Genomic DNA, 16,080 nt, shown 5'->3' with positions numbered 1-16,080 from the left:
ACCGCAGGCATTGGGCCCGGCAGTCGTTTATGAGTTACTTGCCAGATTGCAGGATCCGCGGCGGACTTTCACTGCGGTACACCTTGGCCCCGACATCGCGCAGCTTTTTGTCGATGGCCTCGTAGCCGCGATCGATGTAGTGGAGCCCGTGGATCGTAGAGCAGCCTTCAGCCGCCAGGCCGGCCAACACCAAGGCTGCCCCCGCCCGCAAGTCCGTAGCCACCACCGGCGCCCCCGACAGCGACGGCACCCCCCGGATCAGGGCCACCCGGTTCTTCAAACGAATGTCCGCCCCCATGCGATTGAGCTCGGGAATGTGGTGCATGCGGTTTTCAAACACCGTCTCCTCGATGGTGCAACTGCCCTCGCTCAGGGCGGCCAAGGCCATGATCGGCGCCTGCACATCGGTGGGAAAACCCGGATAGGGCAGCGTTTGAATATCGGTCGCCTGGCAGAGCCAGCCCGAACTGAGCTGAGCCGGGGCAATGCGCAGCCGGTTGGGGCCTTCTTCTTCGACCCGCAGCCCCATGTCACGCAGCTTGGCGATCACCGCCCGCAAGTGATCGGGAATAACAGGGCCAACCGTGAGGTGAGAGCGGGTAATGGCCCCGGCAATAAGATAAGTGCTGGCCTCGATGCGGTCGGGAATAACCGTGTACTCGGTTCCATGCAAGCGGGGCACCCCCACCACCACAACCGTGTTAGTGCCAACACCGCGAATGCGCGCCCCCATCGCCTGACAAAAACGGGCCAAATCCGCCACTTCTGGCTCTTGGGCGGCATTTTCGATGACCGTTTCCCCATCCGCCAGCGTAGCGGCCATCATCAGGGTTTCAGTAGCGCCGACGCTGGGATAGTCCAGGTAGATGCGGGTTCCCACCAGCCTACGGGCATAGGCATGAACAACCCCATGTTCGATTTGCACGGTCGCCCCCAGCGCCTGCAGGCCCCGCACGTGCAGATCCACTGGACGGGAGCCAATGGCACAGCCGCCCGGCAGGGGAACTCTGGCTACCCCCAACCGCGCCAACAGGGGCCCGATGATGAAAAAGCTGGCCCGCAACTGGCTGACCAATTCATAGGGAGCTTGGGAAGTTTTGAGGGAGCTGGCATCCAGGTCGAGGGTATTGCCCACATGGGACACTTTAACCCCCAGGGTGGTCAGGATCTGCCCCATGCGTTCAATGTCCAGCAGACGCGGCACGTTGTGAATTCGGCAAGCCTCAGGAGCCAAAAGGGATCCGGCCATAATCGCCAAGGCAGAGTTTTTCGCCCCGCCAATGGGAATGTGGCCGCTCAAGGGCTGCTTGCCAGTTATCTGCAGCACTGGCCCCATCATTTCGGGTGAGGGTGTAACTAAGGATTCCACCCTGCTGACGTGCTGGAACTCTGCCGTGAATTCTCCCAATCTTCCTCCTCAGCCACAGAAAATATAGAGCACACAAGCAAGCCTCTTCCGGGAAATACTCTGGAGAGAGAAGCAGCCAAAAGGGCAACCAGAAACTTGGTAGAGGAAGGAAGAGAAGTTCTGCCCCTATCTTACCCAAGTTCCTCAGTTTGCGGCAGCAGTTGGGGCAACTCGGCCAAAGAATCCTATTCCGCCGGCGCCAACAGAATCCAAGCCCCATCTGGAAGTGCCCTACGTTACGCCGAAAGAAGCAGACCGGTCTCCGCACATCCCCAAAAAAGATGCCCCATGTTAGATATAGACTCCTACTGGGTTGGGCCCAGCAGCCAGAAGCAGTATGATACTCGTGAGAAATGCTTGCAATAGCCATAGGAGACAGTCGATGATCACCACTCAAGTCTCTGCCCAAGAGTTGTTTCGGGCCGCCTATGAAAATCGCTACACCTGGGATCCCGCTTTCCCGGGCTATAGCGCCGAGGTCACTTACTGGGATGGGGAGCGCACTTTTGTGGGGCAGGTGCGAGTGGGGGCAGACCTAAAGGCCACCGTTACGGGCGTGGAGGATGAGGAAGCCCGGAAAGCCATTCACAATCAACTTTGGGAAATTGCCATTCACCGGGTGCGCCGCAGCTTTGCCGAGACCCACGGGAACAACACTTTCCGCTATGGGCAGACCCTACCCGATGGCACCGTGGAGATCCTGGTGGGGGGCAAAGCCGAAGGGGATCGCTACCACGTGCGCGACAACCAAGTAACCCTGGTGCATCGGCATATTCATGGGGTGGTGGTGACCATCCACACCTTCAGCAGCCACGACACGGGCGAAGGCTACCTCTCTCACCGCTACGATTCCGTCTATCACGATCCCCAAACGGGTGAGCAAAAGGGCGGGCGCAGCCAATTTGAGGATCTCTACACCAAAGTCGGCAAGTACTACATCCTCTCGGAGCGACGCATTCAAACAGAGACGGAAACCGGCCCTGTGGAAAAGCGCTTTACCTTCCGCAACTTGGCGTTGCTGGATGCCGGGGCTTAATTGGCCAAACGCCAACGCAAAACCCGATAATCATGAACTTTATGGCAGCAACGACCTCCTCAGTTAGAATTAGAAAGGGAGCCTGAGCTATGCTTTGAATATTCTCCCGCCTACACTTTGGCATGAACAACCCTGCGGCAAAGCCCGACCCAGATTCCAAAGCCCCTACCGAGGTTCCCGAACTGATTCTCCGCCCCGCTCAACTGGGGGATCTGGAGGCGGTGGAGGAGATTTTGGCGCAAGCTTTTGATGAAGAGTACAGCAGCCGCTCGGTGGACATTCGTCGCCAAGTGCGGCGGTTACGGCAGTGGTATGGCCCCCTGAAAACCTTGAGCCTGTTTCCCAACCGTTTTCAGCACATGTTTACGGTACATGTGGCGGAGCTGGAAGGCAAAATCCAGGGGGTCATTCAAGTTTCTCCCTTTAACCATTCCCGCAGCACCTGGCGGGTGGATCACATTGCGGTGGCGCCTTCGGCCCAGCGGCAGGGAATCGGGTCTAAGTTGCTCAGGCACTGCACGGAGCACTTTCGCGAGGCCCACACCTGGATTTTGGAGGTGAACATCCACAATAAGGGGGCAATGGCCCTCTACCGACACAACGGCTTCCAGCCCTTGGCTCAGATCACCTATTGGTCGATCCCGGCGGAGATTCTGGCTGCTCTCAGCCGGCACGAGGCCAAGTTGCCCAACCTGGTGCCGGTGACCAACCGCGATGCCTACGCCATCTATCAACTGGATACGGGATCCATGCCGGCCACTGTGCGCCAGGTGTACGACCGCGACGTGAGCGACTTCCGCACCAGCCCACTGGAGTGGCTTTTGGAACGGGCCAAGTGTGCCATCAGCCAAACGGAACGGGTGGAGATGTGTGTCTATGAGCCCGAGCGGAAAACCGCCATTGGCTATTTCAACCTCAAGTTGGATCGGACGGGGCAGCAGCCGCACGTGGCCAAACTCACAGTTCACCCTGCCTATACCTGGCTCTATCCTGAGCTCATGGCCAAGATGGCCCAGCTCACCCAAGCTTATCCCCCGCAGGCTTTGGCCTTGGCTTCCACCGATTACCAACCGGAGCGGGAGGAGTTTTTGCTCAAGCTGGGCGCCCAGGATGTGGAGCGGACGCTGCTGATGTCGCGCTCGGTGTGGCATAAGGTGCGGGAAGTCCGCTCCCCTTGGTATAGCGAGTATCTCGCTCTGGTGCTCCAAAAATTGCCGGTGAAGCAGCCGGTGCCAGAACGCTTTGAGGGGCTGGCGGAGGGCTGGCTGGAACATCCCTTTCATTCTCTTCACCCAACTGTGCCGGATCCCAATGCCGTTCGCGCTACTCAGCCGGAGTCCTCACCGGGGTGCGCCAGAGACTCGCAATCAGAGGCTCCTCCCCCTCCCTAGTTGAAGTCTTGGCTGGCACCCCCATGAACCCGTTAGCCAGGGATCCCTCTTGGCGGATGTTGCTCCAGGCGGCCCTGCACCGCAACCGCAGCGATCCCGGTGTACGCTATTTGCAACTGGCTACAGTGGATCCCCAGGGGCATCCGCGTAACCGCACGGTGGTCTTCCGGGGATTTTTGCGGGACACCGACCGCATCCAGTTGGCGGTGGACAGCCGCAGCGAGAAGCTTTGCCAGATCGCCCACTGCCCGCTGGCTCAGATCTGCTGGTATTTCAGCAAGACGCGCGAGCAATTTCGCATTGCCGGCACTCTGGAGGCCATCACCGCCGATTATCCGGATCCTGAAGCGCAGCAGCAGCGGCAGCAGTTGTGGCAACAGATCTCGGAAAAAGGACGGCTCCTCTGGTTTTGGCCGGAACCCAAGGGGCCTCTTGCCGCGCCCGAGGCTTTTGTTCAAAAGTTGCCGCCAGAGAAAGCTTCATGGCCGCCTCCGACTTTTGTGGTGCTCCTGTTGCAGCCGACTGAGGTCGATCACCTGCAGCTCAAGGGGGATTCGATCTATCCCCAACGGCGAACGGTGTACGAGCGCAAGCTGCAAGGCTGGCAATGCCGAGCGGTCAACCCCTAGAAGGGATCCCAGCCGGTTTCAAGCTGGCGCGGGGCAGCGCCTTTCGAGAGAATGTTGAAATCTTGAAGAGAATTAAGAGAATGAAGGTGTTAACGTAGCTGAACAATCGTCCTGTTCCGTGCCCACCCCACCGACGCTGTGAGGGTGGCCGCTCGGGTTTTTCTCCATCTGGTATGTAGCATTCCTGGTTGCGGTAATCTGATGTTCGCCTTGATCCCCTCATTTCCTGACCGCATTGCCCAAGCTGTTGCCGCTCTTCTTGCCGGCGGGCCGTCGGTGAACATGACTGCGAAAGGCAAGGGATCCCTGTTTTTAGCTGCCGCCTTGTTTGGGGTGAGCGTTGCCGTGCAGGGGTTGAGAGCACAAACTCTGGGGAGACCGACGCCGGAAGCTCTAGAAGACTCGGTTGAGGGGAATGTTGCTCCTGTTCTGCTTGCAGAAGCGGCCTCACCCTCGCAGACCGGCCCCACCTCTGCCCGCACAGGCTCCTTTCGTGTTGGCAACCGCACCCCCCATCCGGTGCGGGTGGTGATCTTGATGCGCAGCGGCGGGCGGCTGCTCAACCCAGAAACGGCCCACTGGGATTTTGCGCCCGGAGAAGGCGGTAGCGAAGGATTGGTGCTGAGCTTGGGGGAAGAGCCGCTGCAGATCGGCCCCGGAGACATTGTGGTGGCTTTTGTCCTCGATGGAACCCGCCGCTACTGGGGGCCGAACGTGGTGGGAGAGTCTCTGGCCCCGTTTTGGAATGAGGAGAGCGGCTCCTGGTCGATGATCCTGCAGCCTTAGGGCAGTCTCCAAGCTACAGGTGGCTGCGCAGTTTGTAGCTCTCTAGGGTGTTGGCCAGCAGCATCGCTACCGTCATGGGTCCCACACCACCCGGCACGGGCGTGATGGCGGCGGCCCACTCCTTGACTGCCGCGTAATCCACATCTCCCACCAATTGCTCAGATCCGTCGGGGCCCTGGATACGGTTGATGCCTACATCGACGACCACGGCTCCCGGTTTTACCATCTCTGCCTTGAGCAAGTGGGGGCGACCGACGGCCATCACCACAATGTCGGCGGCGCGGGTTACTTCGGCTAAGTCGGGGGTGCGGGAATGGGCCAGGGTAACGGTGGCATCGGCAGCCAACAACATCAGGCTCAGGGGCTTGCCCACCAGGATGCTGCGACCGACCACCACCGCCTTTCGTCCGGCAATCGGGATCCCTTCCGCTTGCAACAGGCGCATCACGCCCAGGGGGGTACAACTGCGCAGGCCGGGCTCGCCGCGCAGCAGCCGGCCCAGGTTGAGGGGGTGAAGCCCGTCCACGTCTTTGTCGGGGTCGATGGCCAGAAGGGGCGGGATGGGATCCCAGCCGGGGGGTAAGGGCAGTTGCACGAGGATGCCATCGACGCGCTCGTCCTGGTTGAGTTGGGCGATGGCGTCGAGCAGGTGGGCGGGGGAGTCTTGGGCGGAAAAATGGCGGCCAAAGGAGGCGATGCCCACCCGCTCACAGGCCCGCTCTTTGCCGCGCACGTAAGCTGCACTGGCGGGATCCTCCCCAACCCGCAGCACCGCCAATCCCGGCGGACGCCCCACCCGCGGCAGCCAAGCTTGCACTTGGGCGGCCATCTCCGCTTGCAGGCGGGCGGCCAAGGCTTTGCCATCCAAGATCTTGGCGGACATAGAGGGCGCCCCAAGAGATCTTGACAACTTGACCATCTTCAGGGGCGCCGCCCCCTTCGTCAAGTCTTGCCGCCGTTGAGCAACAGCAGCAGGGGCACCTGGGGCCTTTGCCCAGTTTTTTGGGCTGCCCCATTCCCCCCGGCTCTAGAACTCGCGCGACTCTTCTTCGCCGGGCCCTAACTCCTCAATGAGGATCTCCACCTGCTGCCGCTTTTCCTCCAAAAACTGGGCGCAGCGCTTTAGGGTCTGGGCGGCCTGCTGGAAGCGCTCCACCACCTCTGCCAGATCCAGCTCTCCCGATTCGATCTGGGCGATCAGACTTTCCACTTCGGCGATGGCTGCTTCGTAGCGCCAGGGATCCTCACGTTTGCGGCGGCTCATGGCTCTCCTCCACTCGGGCCCAGAGGCTTCCCGAGGCCAGTTGTATCCTCAGCCGGGTCTGCAGCGGTAGGTGGTGGGTGCGAACCAGGGATCCCCGTTCGTCCCGCACCAGGGCATAGCCCCGCCTGAGGACGGCGGTAGGGTCGAGGGCTTGCAGGTGCTCCTGGAGGGCCTGTTGGCGCTGTTGGTGATGGTGAAAGCGGTGGCGCACCGCCTGCACTAGGCGCTGCTGCCGTTGGGTCAAGCGCTCCTGCGCCTGTTGCAGCAGCCGCTCCGGATGGATTTGGGCGAGATGGCGCTGGGTGTGCTGGAAGCGCCGCTGTGCCCTCTCCAAAGCCTGCAGCGTGCGTTCGATCAACTTCTGGCGCAACTGGGATCCCTGGCGCTGCAATTCCCGCAGATCGGGCACGATCCGCTCGGCCGCCGCTGTGGGGGTGTGGGCCGCGTAGTCGGCCGCGTAGTCCGCCAAGGTCTCGTCCCGCTGGTGGCCGATCCCAGTCACCACCGGAATAGGGCACTCGGCAATGGCTCGCACCACCCGCTCATCGTTAAAGCAAGCCAAATCCTCGCCGGATCCACCCCCCCGGGCAATCAGCAGCACTTCCGCCCGCCCATCCTGTTCCACCCGGCGAATGGCCCGCACGATCGACGCGGGGGCCGCTTCCCCTTGCACCTGGGCCGGCGAAAACAGCACCCGCAGCCCGGGGTAGCGCTGGTTGAGGGTGCGGCGGATATCGCCCCAGCCGGCGGCGTCGGGAGAGCTGACGACGGCAATGCACTGAGGGTGGGTAGGTAGAGGCCGCTGGTTGTCGAACAGGCCCTCGGCAGCCAGGCGGGCCTTGAGCTGCTGCAAGCGCCACGCCAACAGCCCCTCGCCCGCCGGCAGCAGTTGCCAGATAACAAGGCGGTAGTAGCTGCCGCCGCTGTAGATGCCGATTTGCCCCAGCGCAAGCACCTGTTGACCCACTTCTGGCCAGAAGCTGAGCCGGGAAGTTTGGCTCCGCCAGATCACCCCCTTGAGGATGTCGCCGCTTTCCGGATCCACCAGGGTCAGAAACAGGTGGCCGTTGCGGTTGCGCTGGCAACTGGAGACTTCTCCAACCACCCACAGCCTGGCCAAGTAGGGATCCCCGGCCAGCAGCGACTTCAAGTAGCCGGACACTCCCCCCACCGAGAGGAGAGGGACTTCCTCGGCAGGAAAGGATTCTGTCCCGAAGTCGAGGCCATCAAAGGCCAGAGCCATTGCTTGCGGATCCAGATCGCGCATACGGCGCTTCCCCATGGGAATGCTCGGGATCCCATCTAGAATAGGCGACGACAGGACGAGAGAGGAGGTGAGCTGCGGTGACCTTCGCCCATTGGCTGGGGCTGGCAGCGCTGCTGGGCCTGTTGGTTCTGCTCTGGCAGATCCGGCAGATTCTGCTATTGGTGTTTGCGGCCATCGTCTTGGCAGTAGCTTTGGACACCCTGGCTCAGATCCCGCAGCGCTACGGCTTTCGCCGCGGCCCCTCGCTCCTCATCACCGGCTTGACGGTTCTGGTGGGGGCGATTCTGGTGGGGCTGATCGTAGTGCCTCCCCTGGCGGATCAGTTGCGGCGGCTGTTTACCGATGGGGTGCCCGCCGGGATCGTGCAGGCGCAGCGGCTATTTGAGAGCCTCATCCTCTCGTTGCCGACGGATATCGAGCTGCCGACGCTGCGGGAGTTGGCCAATAGCCTCGTGCCCCAGGCCACTGAGTTGGTGCGCCAGGTGCGGGACTTTTTCTCCCAGTCCTTCACCGCCTTCTTTGCCACCCTGCTCAATCTGTTGTTTGTCATCATCCTCACCATCCTGCTGTTGGTGGATCCCCAGGCCTACAGCCGCGCCTTTGTCTCGGTTTTCCCCGCCTTTTACCGCCCCCGCGTCCGCTACATCCTCAAGCGCTGCGAGCTGGCCCTGCGAGGGTGGCTGGTGGGGATCCTCTTCACCAGCAGCCTGGTAATGCTGCTGAGCGGCATTGGGCTGTGGATTTTGGGCGTGCCTTTAACCTTGGCCAATGCCGTGCTGGCGGGACTGTTTAATTTCATCCCCAACATCGGCCCCACCTTGAGCGTGGTCGCCCCCATGCTGGTGGCCCTCACCGATGCCCCCTGGAAATCGCTGGCGGTGCTGGGGCTCTACATCTTCATCCAACAGTTGGAAAGCAGCGTCTTCACCCCCATCGTCATGTCGCGGCAGGTGTCGCTTTTGCCGGCTCTGACTTTGGTGGCCCAAATTACCTCGGCCTTTTTCTTCGGGGTGCTGGGCCTGTTTTTGGCTGTGCCCTTGGCGGCCATCCTGCAGGTGTGGATCCAAGAGGTGCTGATTCGGGATGTGTTGGATCCTTGGCAGGGATCCCGGACGCTCCCCTTGCTCAGATTAGAGAGCAGGGCAGACCAGAGCTCCACCCATCTGCCGGACTCCGCCTCGCTACCGCAATCGGCGCCAACAGATTGAAGCAACCCAGATGCCTGCTGCGGACTTTGGCCAGAAAAAATGGGGCTCAGCTCTGGCCGAAACTGTCTTGGCGTAACAAAATATTAAGGGCAGCACTTGCATTGGGATCCCTTGCGGGGCAGGCTGTTGCTGGCCCACGACCGACATTTGGCAGATATTTAGGGACACATAGCCATGTACAACAATCGTCGCGGTTTTCTTCGCTGGTTGGCTCTCGGTTTCGGCTCGCTGGCGGGTTTGTTACCGGCCTTGGCCCGGCGCCGTTTTGCCCTTGCCCGGGAAACCAAGGCTCCTGAACCAGAGTTTGTGAAAGTGGCCAACCTCGCCGATTTCAAAGATGGCCCCTTCAAAGTGGAAAACGCCTTTGGAAAGAACACCGCCACCCTCTGGTTGGTCAAGGATCCCCAAAAAGAAGACTCTTTCCTGGCTCTGGATGCCGCTTGTCCCCATGCCGGGTGTGACGTGGACTGGCGGGGGGAGAACTTTGTCTGCCCTTGTCATGGCTCGGCCTTTGCTGTCGATGGCAGCCGTACCCGGGGCCCGGCCAAGGCCGACCTGACCGCTTACAAAGTTAAGGTGGAGAAGGAGGAGATTTTCGTAGCCAAAAGCCAATCCTAGGCGGGTAGCCAGCTTTCTGCAAAAGCAGGTAATGGGCTGAGCCAATGAGGCCACCCAGGGAGCGTTGCTACTTGCGCTATTTGTTTGTCTCCACCCCCGTTGGCCCGCTCGGATCGGGGGCTGGCGGCGGCGTGGAGCTCAATCTTGCCAACCTGACCCGTGTCTTGCTGCAGATGGGATCCCAGGTGCGGGTGTTGGCCCCCGAGGGATCCCAAATCGACGCATTGCCGGTGGAGGTGATCGAGGCGGTAACCGGCCTTCCCCCGACCTATGCGCAAAGCCAGCGCCGCGACCAGCCGGTTCAGATCCACACCCCCTCTCTGCTGGCCAATCTGTGGCAGCGGGCTGCCCAACTGCAAGACCAGTTCGATCTGATTGTGAACTGGAGCTACGATTGGCTGTCGTTTTATTTGACGGATTTTTTCCGCACCCCGGTGGCCCACATCGTCAGCATGGGATCCCTCAGCGACGCCGTCGATCAGGCCTTGGAGCACATTGCGCAGACCTACCCTGGCCGGCTGGCGGTGCACTCGCGAGCCCAAGCCCAGACCTTTGCCTTTGCCCGCGCCCAGATGGCGGCAGGTCGGGATCCCTTTGTCTATCTGCCCTGCGGCGTTGATCTCAGCCGCTACGACTTTGTGCCCGAAGGGAACGGATCCCTGTGTTGGATTGGCCGCATTGCTCCGGAAAAGGGCCTGGAAGACTGTGCTGCCCTGGCCGAGAAGACGGGAAGATCGGTGGTGCTCCTGGGCCACCTGCAAGAGCCAAGCTACTGGCAGCAGATCCAGGAACAGTACCCACAGGCCCAACTGGACTACCGAGGGTTTCTGCCCACATCGCAAATGCAGCGAATTTTAGGGCAATGCTCCGCCTTGGTCATGACCCCCAAGTGGGTGGAAGCCTTTGGCCTGGTGGCAGTGGAGGCTTTGGCTTGTGGCGTGCCGGTGATCACCTACCGCCGTGGGGGGCCAGCGGAAATTGTTAGCGATGGCGAGACCGGCTGGGTGGTGGATCCAGACGACGTGGCGGCCTTGGCCAGGGCTGTAGAAAACTTGGATCGCATCGACCGCAGCCGCTGCCGACACCATGCAGAACAGCGCTATTCCCTGCAGGCCATGGCGGAGCGGTTTTTGGCCTGGAGCGAGGCAATTGGCCGGGATCCCATCTGGGCAGCCCGCGAGGGAGGAGACAGGCAATGGTACTATTAACTTGATTCTGGCAATCTGCGCCAGACGCGCAGCCCAACGACGCGAACATTTTGACTTACGACAGGGAAACCACCATGACGACTGGGAAAGGATCTGTTGCGCTGGTGCGATCAGAGGTTCGTCGGCGGTCACAGGTTCTGGGAACGCAGGTGATCAGCCAGGTCAATGCGGCCCGGCTCGGAGTAGTTAGCGAAGTTTGGGCAGATCTGGAAGCCAAGCAAGTGCTGGTGCTGGGGGTGCTGGAGAAAGCCTTTGCCGGATCCCCACGGTTGCTGGAGCTGCGGCAAGTGACGGCCTTGGGCCAGGATGCCATCCTCGTCCCCAACGATGAGGTTTTCGACGACTTGGATTTGGAAGGCCTGAGCCGGGTGGTTGGCAGCGAGGTGGTTACGGAAGAAGGGATCCGCCTCGGCAAGGTCAAAGATTTTCAATTTAACTCCGTCTCCGGCCTGATCACGGGTTTAATCCTCTCCAACCTTGGCCTCACCTTTTTGCCCGGCTTTATCCTCAGCACCTATTTGCTTCCGGCTGATGAGATCGTCTCGGTTGGCGGCGAGCGCCTCATTGTTGCCGATGGCGCCGAAACCCGCCTGACCCAACTGGCCAAGGGAATCTTGGAAACCCTGGGACTCGGCAAGCCTCCTTGGGAATCCGGAGTCAGTCCTGCCCCTGCCCTGCCCAGTGCGGTCGAGGGTTCCGCTGTTGAGGAAGACTACGAAGAAGAATACGAGGAGGAGTACGAGGAGGGCGCAGAAGAAGACCCCTACGCCGAAGCAGAGCCGGAACCTCAGAGCGAGGCGACGCCTCCCCGTCGGCCCGAGCCGCCTCCTGTCTCTGAACAACCGGAATGGGAGCAAGAGTACGCCAAAGAGGAAGCTCCTCCTTCTCCTCCCGAGCCCACTCCTCCCCCCTCTACGCCCACGGATATCGACCCCTGGGAAGACAAGTCCGGCGAGCCCACCTGATGGCGGAGCGTATCCCATCCCCAACGGATGCGACGCCTGGGGCGTTGAGGTCTATCCCGGCAGGGCAGGATCGGCCTCGGCTAAAAAGCGCAAAGCCACCGATAAAAAAGCTTGCGGCGCTTCGATGTGGGGGAAAGCAGCTCCCGGCAATCGGTAAACCGGCACCTCTGGCCGCAGAGCGCGATACCGCTCCACCTGCTCAAGGCCGGTAAGGCGGTTCTGTTCCCCCCAAACCAAAGCCATGGGTTTGGCCACAACGCGAAAGTCGTCTTGAATGGGCAAATTGAGTTTGCCGGTCAAAAAAGAACGGGGAGCAAATTGGGCCCCCGCCTGGTGAGCCGCCTGATAGTAGTAATCCACCACCGCCTCCTCCAGAGCATACCCCGGCGAGAACAGGCTCTGCTCCGTAAACAGACGTATATTCCAGGGGGCGGTGATGCCGTTGTAAAAGGCTAATCCCAACACAGGCAGGCTGAGGAAGCCGTAGAGGGCCTCGGCCAAAGGGATCCCCAGCGCCGGGGGGATAAGGCTGTTGTCTCCCAGGGGGGCGATGAGCAGCAGCTTCTGCCACTGCTGAGGTTGCAGCCGGGCCGAGCGCAGCACAAATCCTGCCGAGAGGGAATTGGCGATGGCGTGGCAGGGCCGCCCGATCACCTGCCGAACAAAATCCCCGATCAGCTCGGCGTAGAGATAACCGGTGTACTCCAGATCGGGGCGCTCCGAGTTGCCCCAACCCAACCAATCCAAAGCATAAACCTGATAGTGCTGGCTCAGCTCCGCCATGATGGCGCGGAACTCGTAGCTGGAAGAGCCGGCCCCGATGCCGTGCAGCAGCAACAAGGGCTGGCCGGATCCCGCCACTTTGTAAAACAGGCGATGGCCCCGCCAAAAGTGGTGCCTCTCCTCTCCCGGCAACAGGCTGGGCAAAGGCTGGGTGCGAGAAGCAATCCAGGCGTTGAGAACGGCCAGGGCGCCCACCCCGCCGGCTGCAACCCAAAGACCGGTCTTGAAAACTTGGCTCAGCTCCTTCATGAGCAGCAACCCCCGCCGGGGATCCTACTTTTTCTTGAGGCGGTAGGTGATGCGCCCTTTGTTGAGGTCATAAGGGCTGAGCTCCACCTTGACCCGATCTCCGGGCAGGATCTTGATGTAGTTACGGCGAATCTTGCCGGAGATATGAGCGAGCACGTTGAAGCCGTTATCCAGATCCACCCGGAACATGGCGTTGGGCAGGGACTCTGTGACGACCCCTTCCATTTCAATGGCATCTTCCTTAGACAAGGAGACCTCCCAAAAAACGACACAGTGAGCAACGCACTCCTCACAGCCGCGACGACACGCGCTGTTAAGAAGTGAAAAAATACTCCACCTCTTCTATCCTAGCTGTTGCAGTCCTTCACTAGGGGATCCTTCAGCTAGAAACCGCAGGAGCCCGTCCCTATACCGTCTCGACCCCTCCCCCCCTATACGGGGAGAGAGGGGGCCCGGGCTGTTGGCTTGCCAACTGCAGGGCTACCCAAAGCCCGCTCCGTATCGGGGTTGGTTAGTTTAGGACTGAAAAGACGTGCGATCGGTCAAAATCTCTGCTCCCGATTCGGTGACCAAGACCGTGTGCTCGAACTGAGCCGACCAAGCGCCATCCACCGTAACCACCGTCCACCCATCCGACAACACTCGGGTGGCCTCTCCTCCTGCATTCACCATGGGCTCAATGGCCACGGTCATGCCGGAGCGCAGCTTGGGATTGGGCAGATCGCGGGTGCGATAGTTGGGGAATTGCGGCTCTTCGTGCAGGTTGCGCCCCACCCCGTGACCGACATACTGCTTCACCACAGAATAGCCCCGCCCCTCGATGTAATCTTCAATGGCACCCGAAACATCCTGCAGCCAGACGCCGTGGCGCACCTGGTCGATGCCCGTCTGCAAGGCTTTGGCCGCAGTATCGATCAGATCCCGGGCTGCATCGCTCAGGGGTTCTAGGCCGATGCTGAGGCAAGAATCCGCATGCCAGCCCTCCACAACGGCGCCGAAATCCACCTTGACCACATCTCCCGGCTGCACCACTTTGCGGGGACTGGGGATCCCGTGCACCACCTCGTGGTTAATGCTGACACAGACGCAGGCCGGGAAGCCGTAGTAGCCTTTGAAGCTGGGCAGAGCGTTCAGTTCGGCCACCCGTCGCTCGGCGTAGGCATCGATATCTGCCGTCGTCCAGCCCGGCTCTAAGCGCTCGGCGATCTCCTGCAACACTTGGGCCACCACCCGCCCGGCCCGCCGCATTTTTTCCACTTCGCGGCGAGATTTGATCTCGATGAGCTGCATGCCCCGCCGCTGCTTCTCAGCTCCTGGTCTGATCACGCTGTCCTCCTGAAGCCGTCCAAAAGAGCCTGCAGATGTTCTTGTACGGATTCCATCGGCTGGTTGCCGTTGACTCGCTGCAAGCGCCCCTTGGCCGCATAAAAATCGATCAGGGGAGCCGTCTGCTGCCGATAGACCTCCAAACGCTTGAGAATCACCGAGGGATCCGCATCATCGCTGCGCCCCTGTTCCTTGCCCCGGGCCAACAGACGGGCCACCACCACTTCGTCCGGCACATCCAAGTTGAGGACGCAGTCGTAATCTTGCCCCAGCTCGCGCAGCAGCTCTTCCAGGGCTTCCGCCTGGGCTAGGGTGCGAGGAAATCCGTCCAGGATCCAACCCTGCTCTGGAGACTGCTGCAACTGGCCTCTGACCATCCCGATCAACACCTCATCGGGCACCAGCTCTCCCGCGTCCATGTATACTTTGGCCTGGCATCCCAGCGGGGTCTGGGCCTTCACCTCTGCCCGCAGCAGATCGCCTGTGGAAATTTTGGGCGTGTGGTAGATGGCCGCCAGCCGCTCCGCCTGTGTACCCTTGCCCGCCCCCGGCGGCCCCAAAAAGATCAACCTCGGCACTACTGCTTGACCATCCCTTCGTAGCGTTGTGAGATGACATAGGTCTGGATTTGTTTGGAGGTCTCGATCGCCACCCCCACCAAAATCAGCAGCGAAGTCGCCCCCAAACCTTGGAAAGTGGTGATGCCGGTCGCCCGCTCCACCGTCGTCGGGATGATGGCCACCGCACACAAGAATAGGGCTCCCAGCAGCGTCAGCCGGTTGAGGATCCCTTCGATGTATTCAGCCGTAGCCTTGCCCGGTCGCACCCCTGGAATACTGGCCCCCATCTTCTTCAAGTTTTGCGCCAGATCCACCGGGTTGATGATCAAGGAAGCATAGAAGTAGCTGAAGAAAAGGATCAGCACGAAATAGAAGGGAATGTAAAACCAGGAGGTGGGAGATAAAAAGTTGGCCACCTGCACCAACGTTAGGTTCTGGGTGTACTGAGCCAAAGCCAAGGGCAGAGACATCACCGAGTAGGCGAAGATGATCGGCATCACCCCCCCTTGGTTTAGCCGCAGGGGCAGGTAGCTCTTCTGCTCGCGGAATAGTTTGTTGCCCACCTGGCGCTTGGCGTAGACGATCGGGATCTTGCGGCTGCCCTCTTGGACAAAGACAATACCGACAATGGTGGCCAAAAAGATAGCCGTCAACAGCAAGATGCCGCCGATGGTGCTGCTATCGGCGCGGGCCAAGCTGATGGTCTGGCCCAGGGCGCGGGGCAGCGTGGCCACGATGTTGACAAAGATCAGCAGCGACGGGCCACTGCCCACCCCCTTTTCCGTGATCATTTCCCCCAACCACATGACGAACATGGATCCCGCCGCCAGAGCCAAGGTGGTGGAGGCCATAAAGGCCAGCTCATTGGTGGTGTTGGCAAACTCCCGCACCCAGAAGGAGATGCCGATGCCCTGGATGATGGCCCAAATCAAAGTAACGTAGCGGGTGTACTGAGAAATCTGTCGCCGCCCCTGTTCTCCCTCGTTTTTCTGCAGGTTCTCCAGGGCCGGAATGGCCGAGACCAGCAGTTGCATGATGATGGAAGCGTTGATGAAGGGCAGGATCCCAAGGGCGAAGATCCCGAGGGCAGAGATACCGCCTCCGGAGAAGATATCCAGAAAGCCGAACACTGGGCTGTTGGCGGCCTCGGCGGCAAAGCGGGCCCGGTCAATGCTGGGGATCGGAATGTAGATGCCCAGCCGCACCAACAACAACAGTCCTAGGGTCAGCAACAGACGGCTGCGCAGGCCAGAGGCCATCGCCATCTGCATGAAGGTCTCTTGGGCGGAGGGAGCAGAGCCTCGTGTGTCAGCCATAGGTAAAGAAAACCTCGCAGGAGCAAAGGGCCAGGTGAGCTACTTACCACTCTACGCTTCCGCTGG

General features: G+C 60.7%; 17 protein-coding genes. 8 read left to right on the top strand and 9 right to left on the bottom strand.

All coding sequences use genetic code 11. The features are described 5' to 3' along the window. Positions 1-34 precede the first annotated feature (34 nt). Complete coding sequence (murA, locus tag NW851_RS09850) at positions 35-1,369, bottom strand: UDP-N-acetylglucosamine 1-carboxyvinyltransferase (RefSeq protein ID WP_414333303.1); 1,335 nt, start codon at positions 1,367-1,369, stop codon at positions 35-37. Between the two features lie 421 nt (positions 1,370-1,790). Here murA and NW851_RS09845 point away from each other — a divergent pair, with 421 nt between their 5' ends. The 4 genes from NW851_RS09845 to NW851_RS09830 all read left to right on the top strand — a co-directional run bounded on the left by NW851_RS09845 (position 1,791) and on the right by NW851_RS09830 (position 5,250). Further along, positions 1,791-2,444 carry a DUF3386 domain-containing protein gene (locus NW851_RS09845; RefSeq protein WP_414333241.1) on the top strand — a complete coding sequence of 218 codons (654 nt, stop codon included), beginning with the start codon at positions 1,791-1,793 and terminating at the stop codon, positions 2,442-2,444. A 122-nt stretch (positions 2,445-2,566) separates the two neighbouring features. Then, complete coding sequence (locus NW851_RS09840) at positions 2,567-3,835, top strand: GNAT family N-acetyltransferase (RefSeq protein WP_414338137.1); 1,269 nt, start codon at positions 2,567-2,569, stop codon at positions 3,833-3,835. Between the two features lie 23 nt (positions 3,836-3,858). Further along, on the top strand, positions 3,859-4,464 hold the full coding sequence (locus NW851_RS09835; RefSeq protein WP_414338134.1) for an Npun_F5749 family FMN-dependent PPOX-type flavoprotein: 606 nt from the start codon (positions 3,859-3,861) through the stop codon (positions 4,462-4,464). A 201-nt stretch (positions 4,465-4,665) separates the two neighbouring features. Continuing rightward, positions 4,666-5,250 (top strand): hypothetical protein, encoded by a 585-nt coding sequence (locus NW851_RS09830; RefSeq protein ID WP_414333247.1) that lies wholly within the window; start codon positions 4,666-4,668, stop codon positions 5,248-5,250. 13 nt (positions 5,251-5,263) lie between these two features. Here the strand turns inward: NW851_RS09830 and folD are convergent, their stop codons facing one another. The 3 genes from folD to xseA form a co-directional block, all read right to left on the bottom strand. Beyond that, a complete protein-coding gene (gene folD / locus NW851_RS09825; RefSeq protein WP_414333248.1) occupies positions 5,264-6,133 on the bottom strand; it encodes a bifunctional methylenetetrahydrofolate dehydrogenase/methenyltetrahydrofolate cyclohydrolase FolD in 870 nt (289 codons plus the stop codon). A gap of 144 nt (positions 6,134-6,277) precedes the next feature. Continuing rightward, complete coding sequence (gene xseB / locus NW851_RS09820; protein ID WP_414333250.1) at positions 6,278-6,514, bottom strand: exodeoxyribonuclease VII small subunit; 237 nt, start codon at positions 6,512-6,514, stop codon at positions 6,278-6,280. Next, positions 6,495-7,781, bottom strand: a complete 1,287-nt coding sequence (gene xseA / locus NW851_RS09815) for an exodeoxyribonuclease VII large subunit (protein ID WP_414338131.1) — start codon at positions 7,779-7,781, stop codon at positions 6,495-6,497. The genes xseB and xseA overlap by 20 nt, the downstream gene beginning before the upstream one ends. 77 nt (positions 7,782-7,858) lie before the next feature. On the opposite strand from xseA, the gene NW851_RS09810 reads away from it, so the two are divergent. The 4 genes from NW851_RS09810 to NW851_RS09795 all read left to right on the top strand — a co-directional run bounded on the left by NW851_RS09810 (position 7,859) and on the right by NW851_RS09795 (position 11,780). After that, complete coding sequence (locus NW851_RS09810) at positions 7,859-8,989, top strand: AI-2E family transporter (RefSeq protein WP_414333253.1); 1,131 nt, start codon at positions 7,859-7,861, stop codon at positions 8,987-8,989. Between the two features lie 174 nt (positions 8,990-9,163). Continuing rightward, positions 9,164-9,607, top strand: a complete 444-nt coding sequence (locus tag NW851_RS09805; RefSeq protein ID WP_414333255.1) for a ubiquinol-cytochrome c reductase iron-sulfur subunit — start codon at positions 9,164-9,166, stop codon at positions 9,605-9,607. 71 nt (positions 9,608-9,678) lie between these two features. Continuing rightward, positions 9,679-10,815, top strand: a complete 1,137-nt coding sequence (locus NW851_RS09800; RefSeq protein ID WP_414333257.1) for a glycosyltransferase family 4 protein — start codon at positions 9,679-9,681, stop codon at positions 10,813-10,815. Between the two features lie 104 nt (positions 10,816-10,919). Next, positions 10,920-11,780 carry a PRC-barrel domain-containing protein gene (locus tag NW851_RS09795; protein ID WP_414338128.1) on the top strand — a complete coding sequence of 287 codons (861 nt, stop codon included), beginning with the start codon at positions 10,920-10,922 and terminating at the stop codon, positions 11,778-11,780. Between the two features lie 51 nt (positions 11,781-11,831). On the opposite strand, the gene NW851_RS09790 is transcribed toward NW851_RS09795, so the two are convergent. From NW851_RS09790 to secY, 5 genes are all read right to left on the bottom strand, one after another. Then, complete coding sequence (locus NW851_RS09790; RefSeq protein WP_414333261.1) at positions 11,832-12,812, bottom strand: alpha/beta fold hydrolase; 981 nt, start codon at positions 12,810-12,812, stop codon at positions 11,832-11,834. 24 nt (positions 12,813-12,836) lie between these two features. Next, the gene (infA, locus tag NW851_RS09785; protein WP_011434173.1) at positions 12,837-13,061 is read right to left on the bottom strand and encodes a translation initiation factor IF-1; all 225 of its coding nucleotides are present in this window, start codon (positions 13,059-13,061) and stop codon (positions 12,837-12,839) included. A 267-nt stretch (positions 13,062-13,328) separates the two neighbouring features. Then, positions 13,329-14,102, bottom strand: coding sequence for a type I methionyl aminopeptidase (map, locus tag NW851_RS09780; RefSeq protein WP_414338184.1), 774 nt, complete (start codon positions 14,100-14,102; stop codon positions 13,329-13,331). Between the two features lie 32 nt (positions 14,103-14,134). Further along, positions 14,135-14,716, bottom strand: coding sequence for an adenylate kinase (locus NW851_RS09775; RefSeq protein ID WP_414333263.1), 582 nt, complete (start codon positions 14,714-14,716; stop codon positions 14,135-14,137). Continuing rightward, entirely contained in the window at positions 14,716-16,014 is a 1,299-nt protein-coding gene (gene secY / locus NW851_RS09770) for a preprotein translocase subunit SecY (RefSeq protein ID WP_414333264.1), read from the bottom strand. The genes NW851_RS09775 and secY overlap by 1 nt, the downstream gene beginning before the upstream one ends. Positions 16,015-16,080 lie beyond the last annotated feature (66 nt).

It is taken from the genome of Synechococcus sp. H55.7 (genome assembly GCF_047462395.1).
GTDB lineage: Bacteria > Cyanobacteriota > Cyanobacteriia > Thermostichales > Thermostichaceae > Thermostichus.
This window is presented reverse-complemented; position numbering and strand designations above follow the sequence as displayed.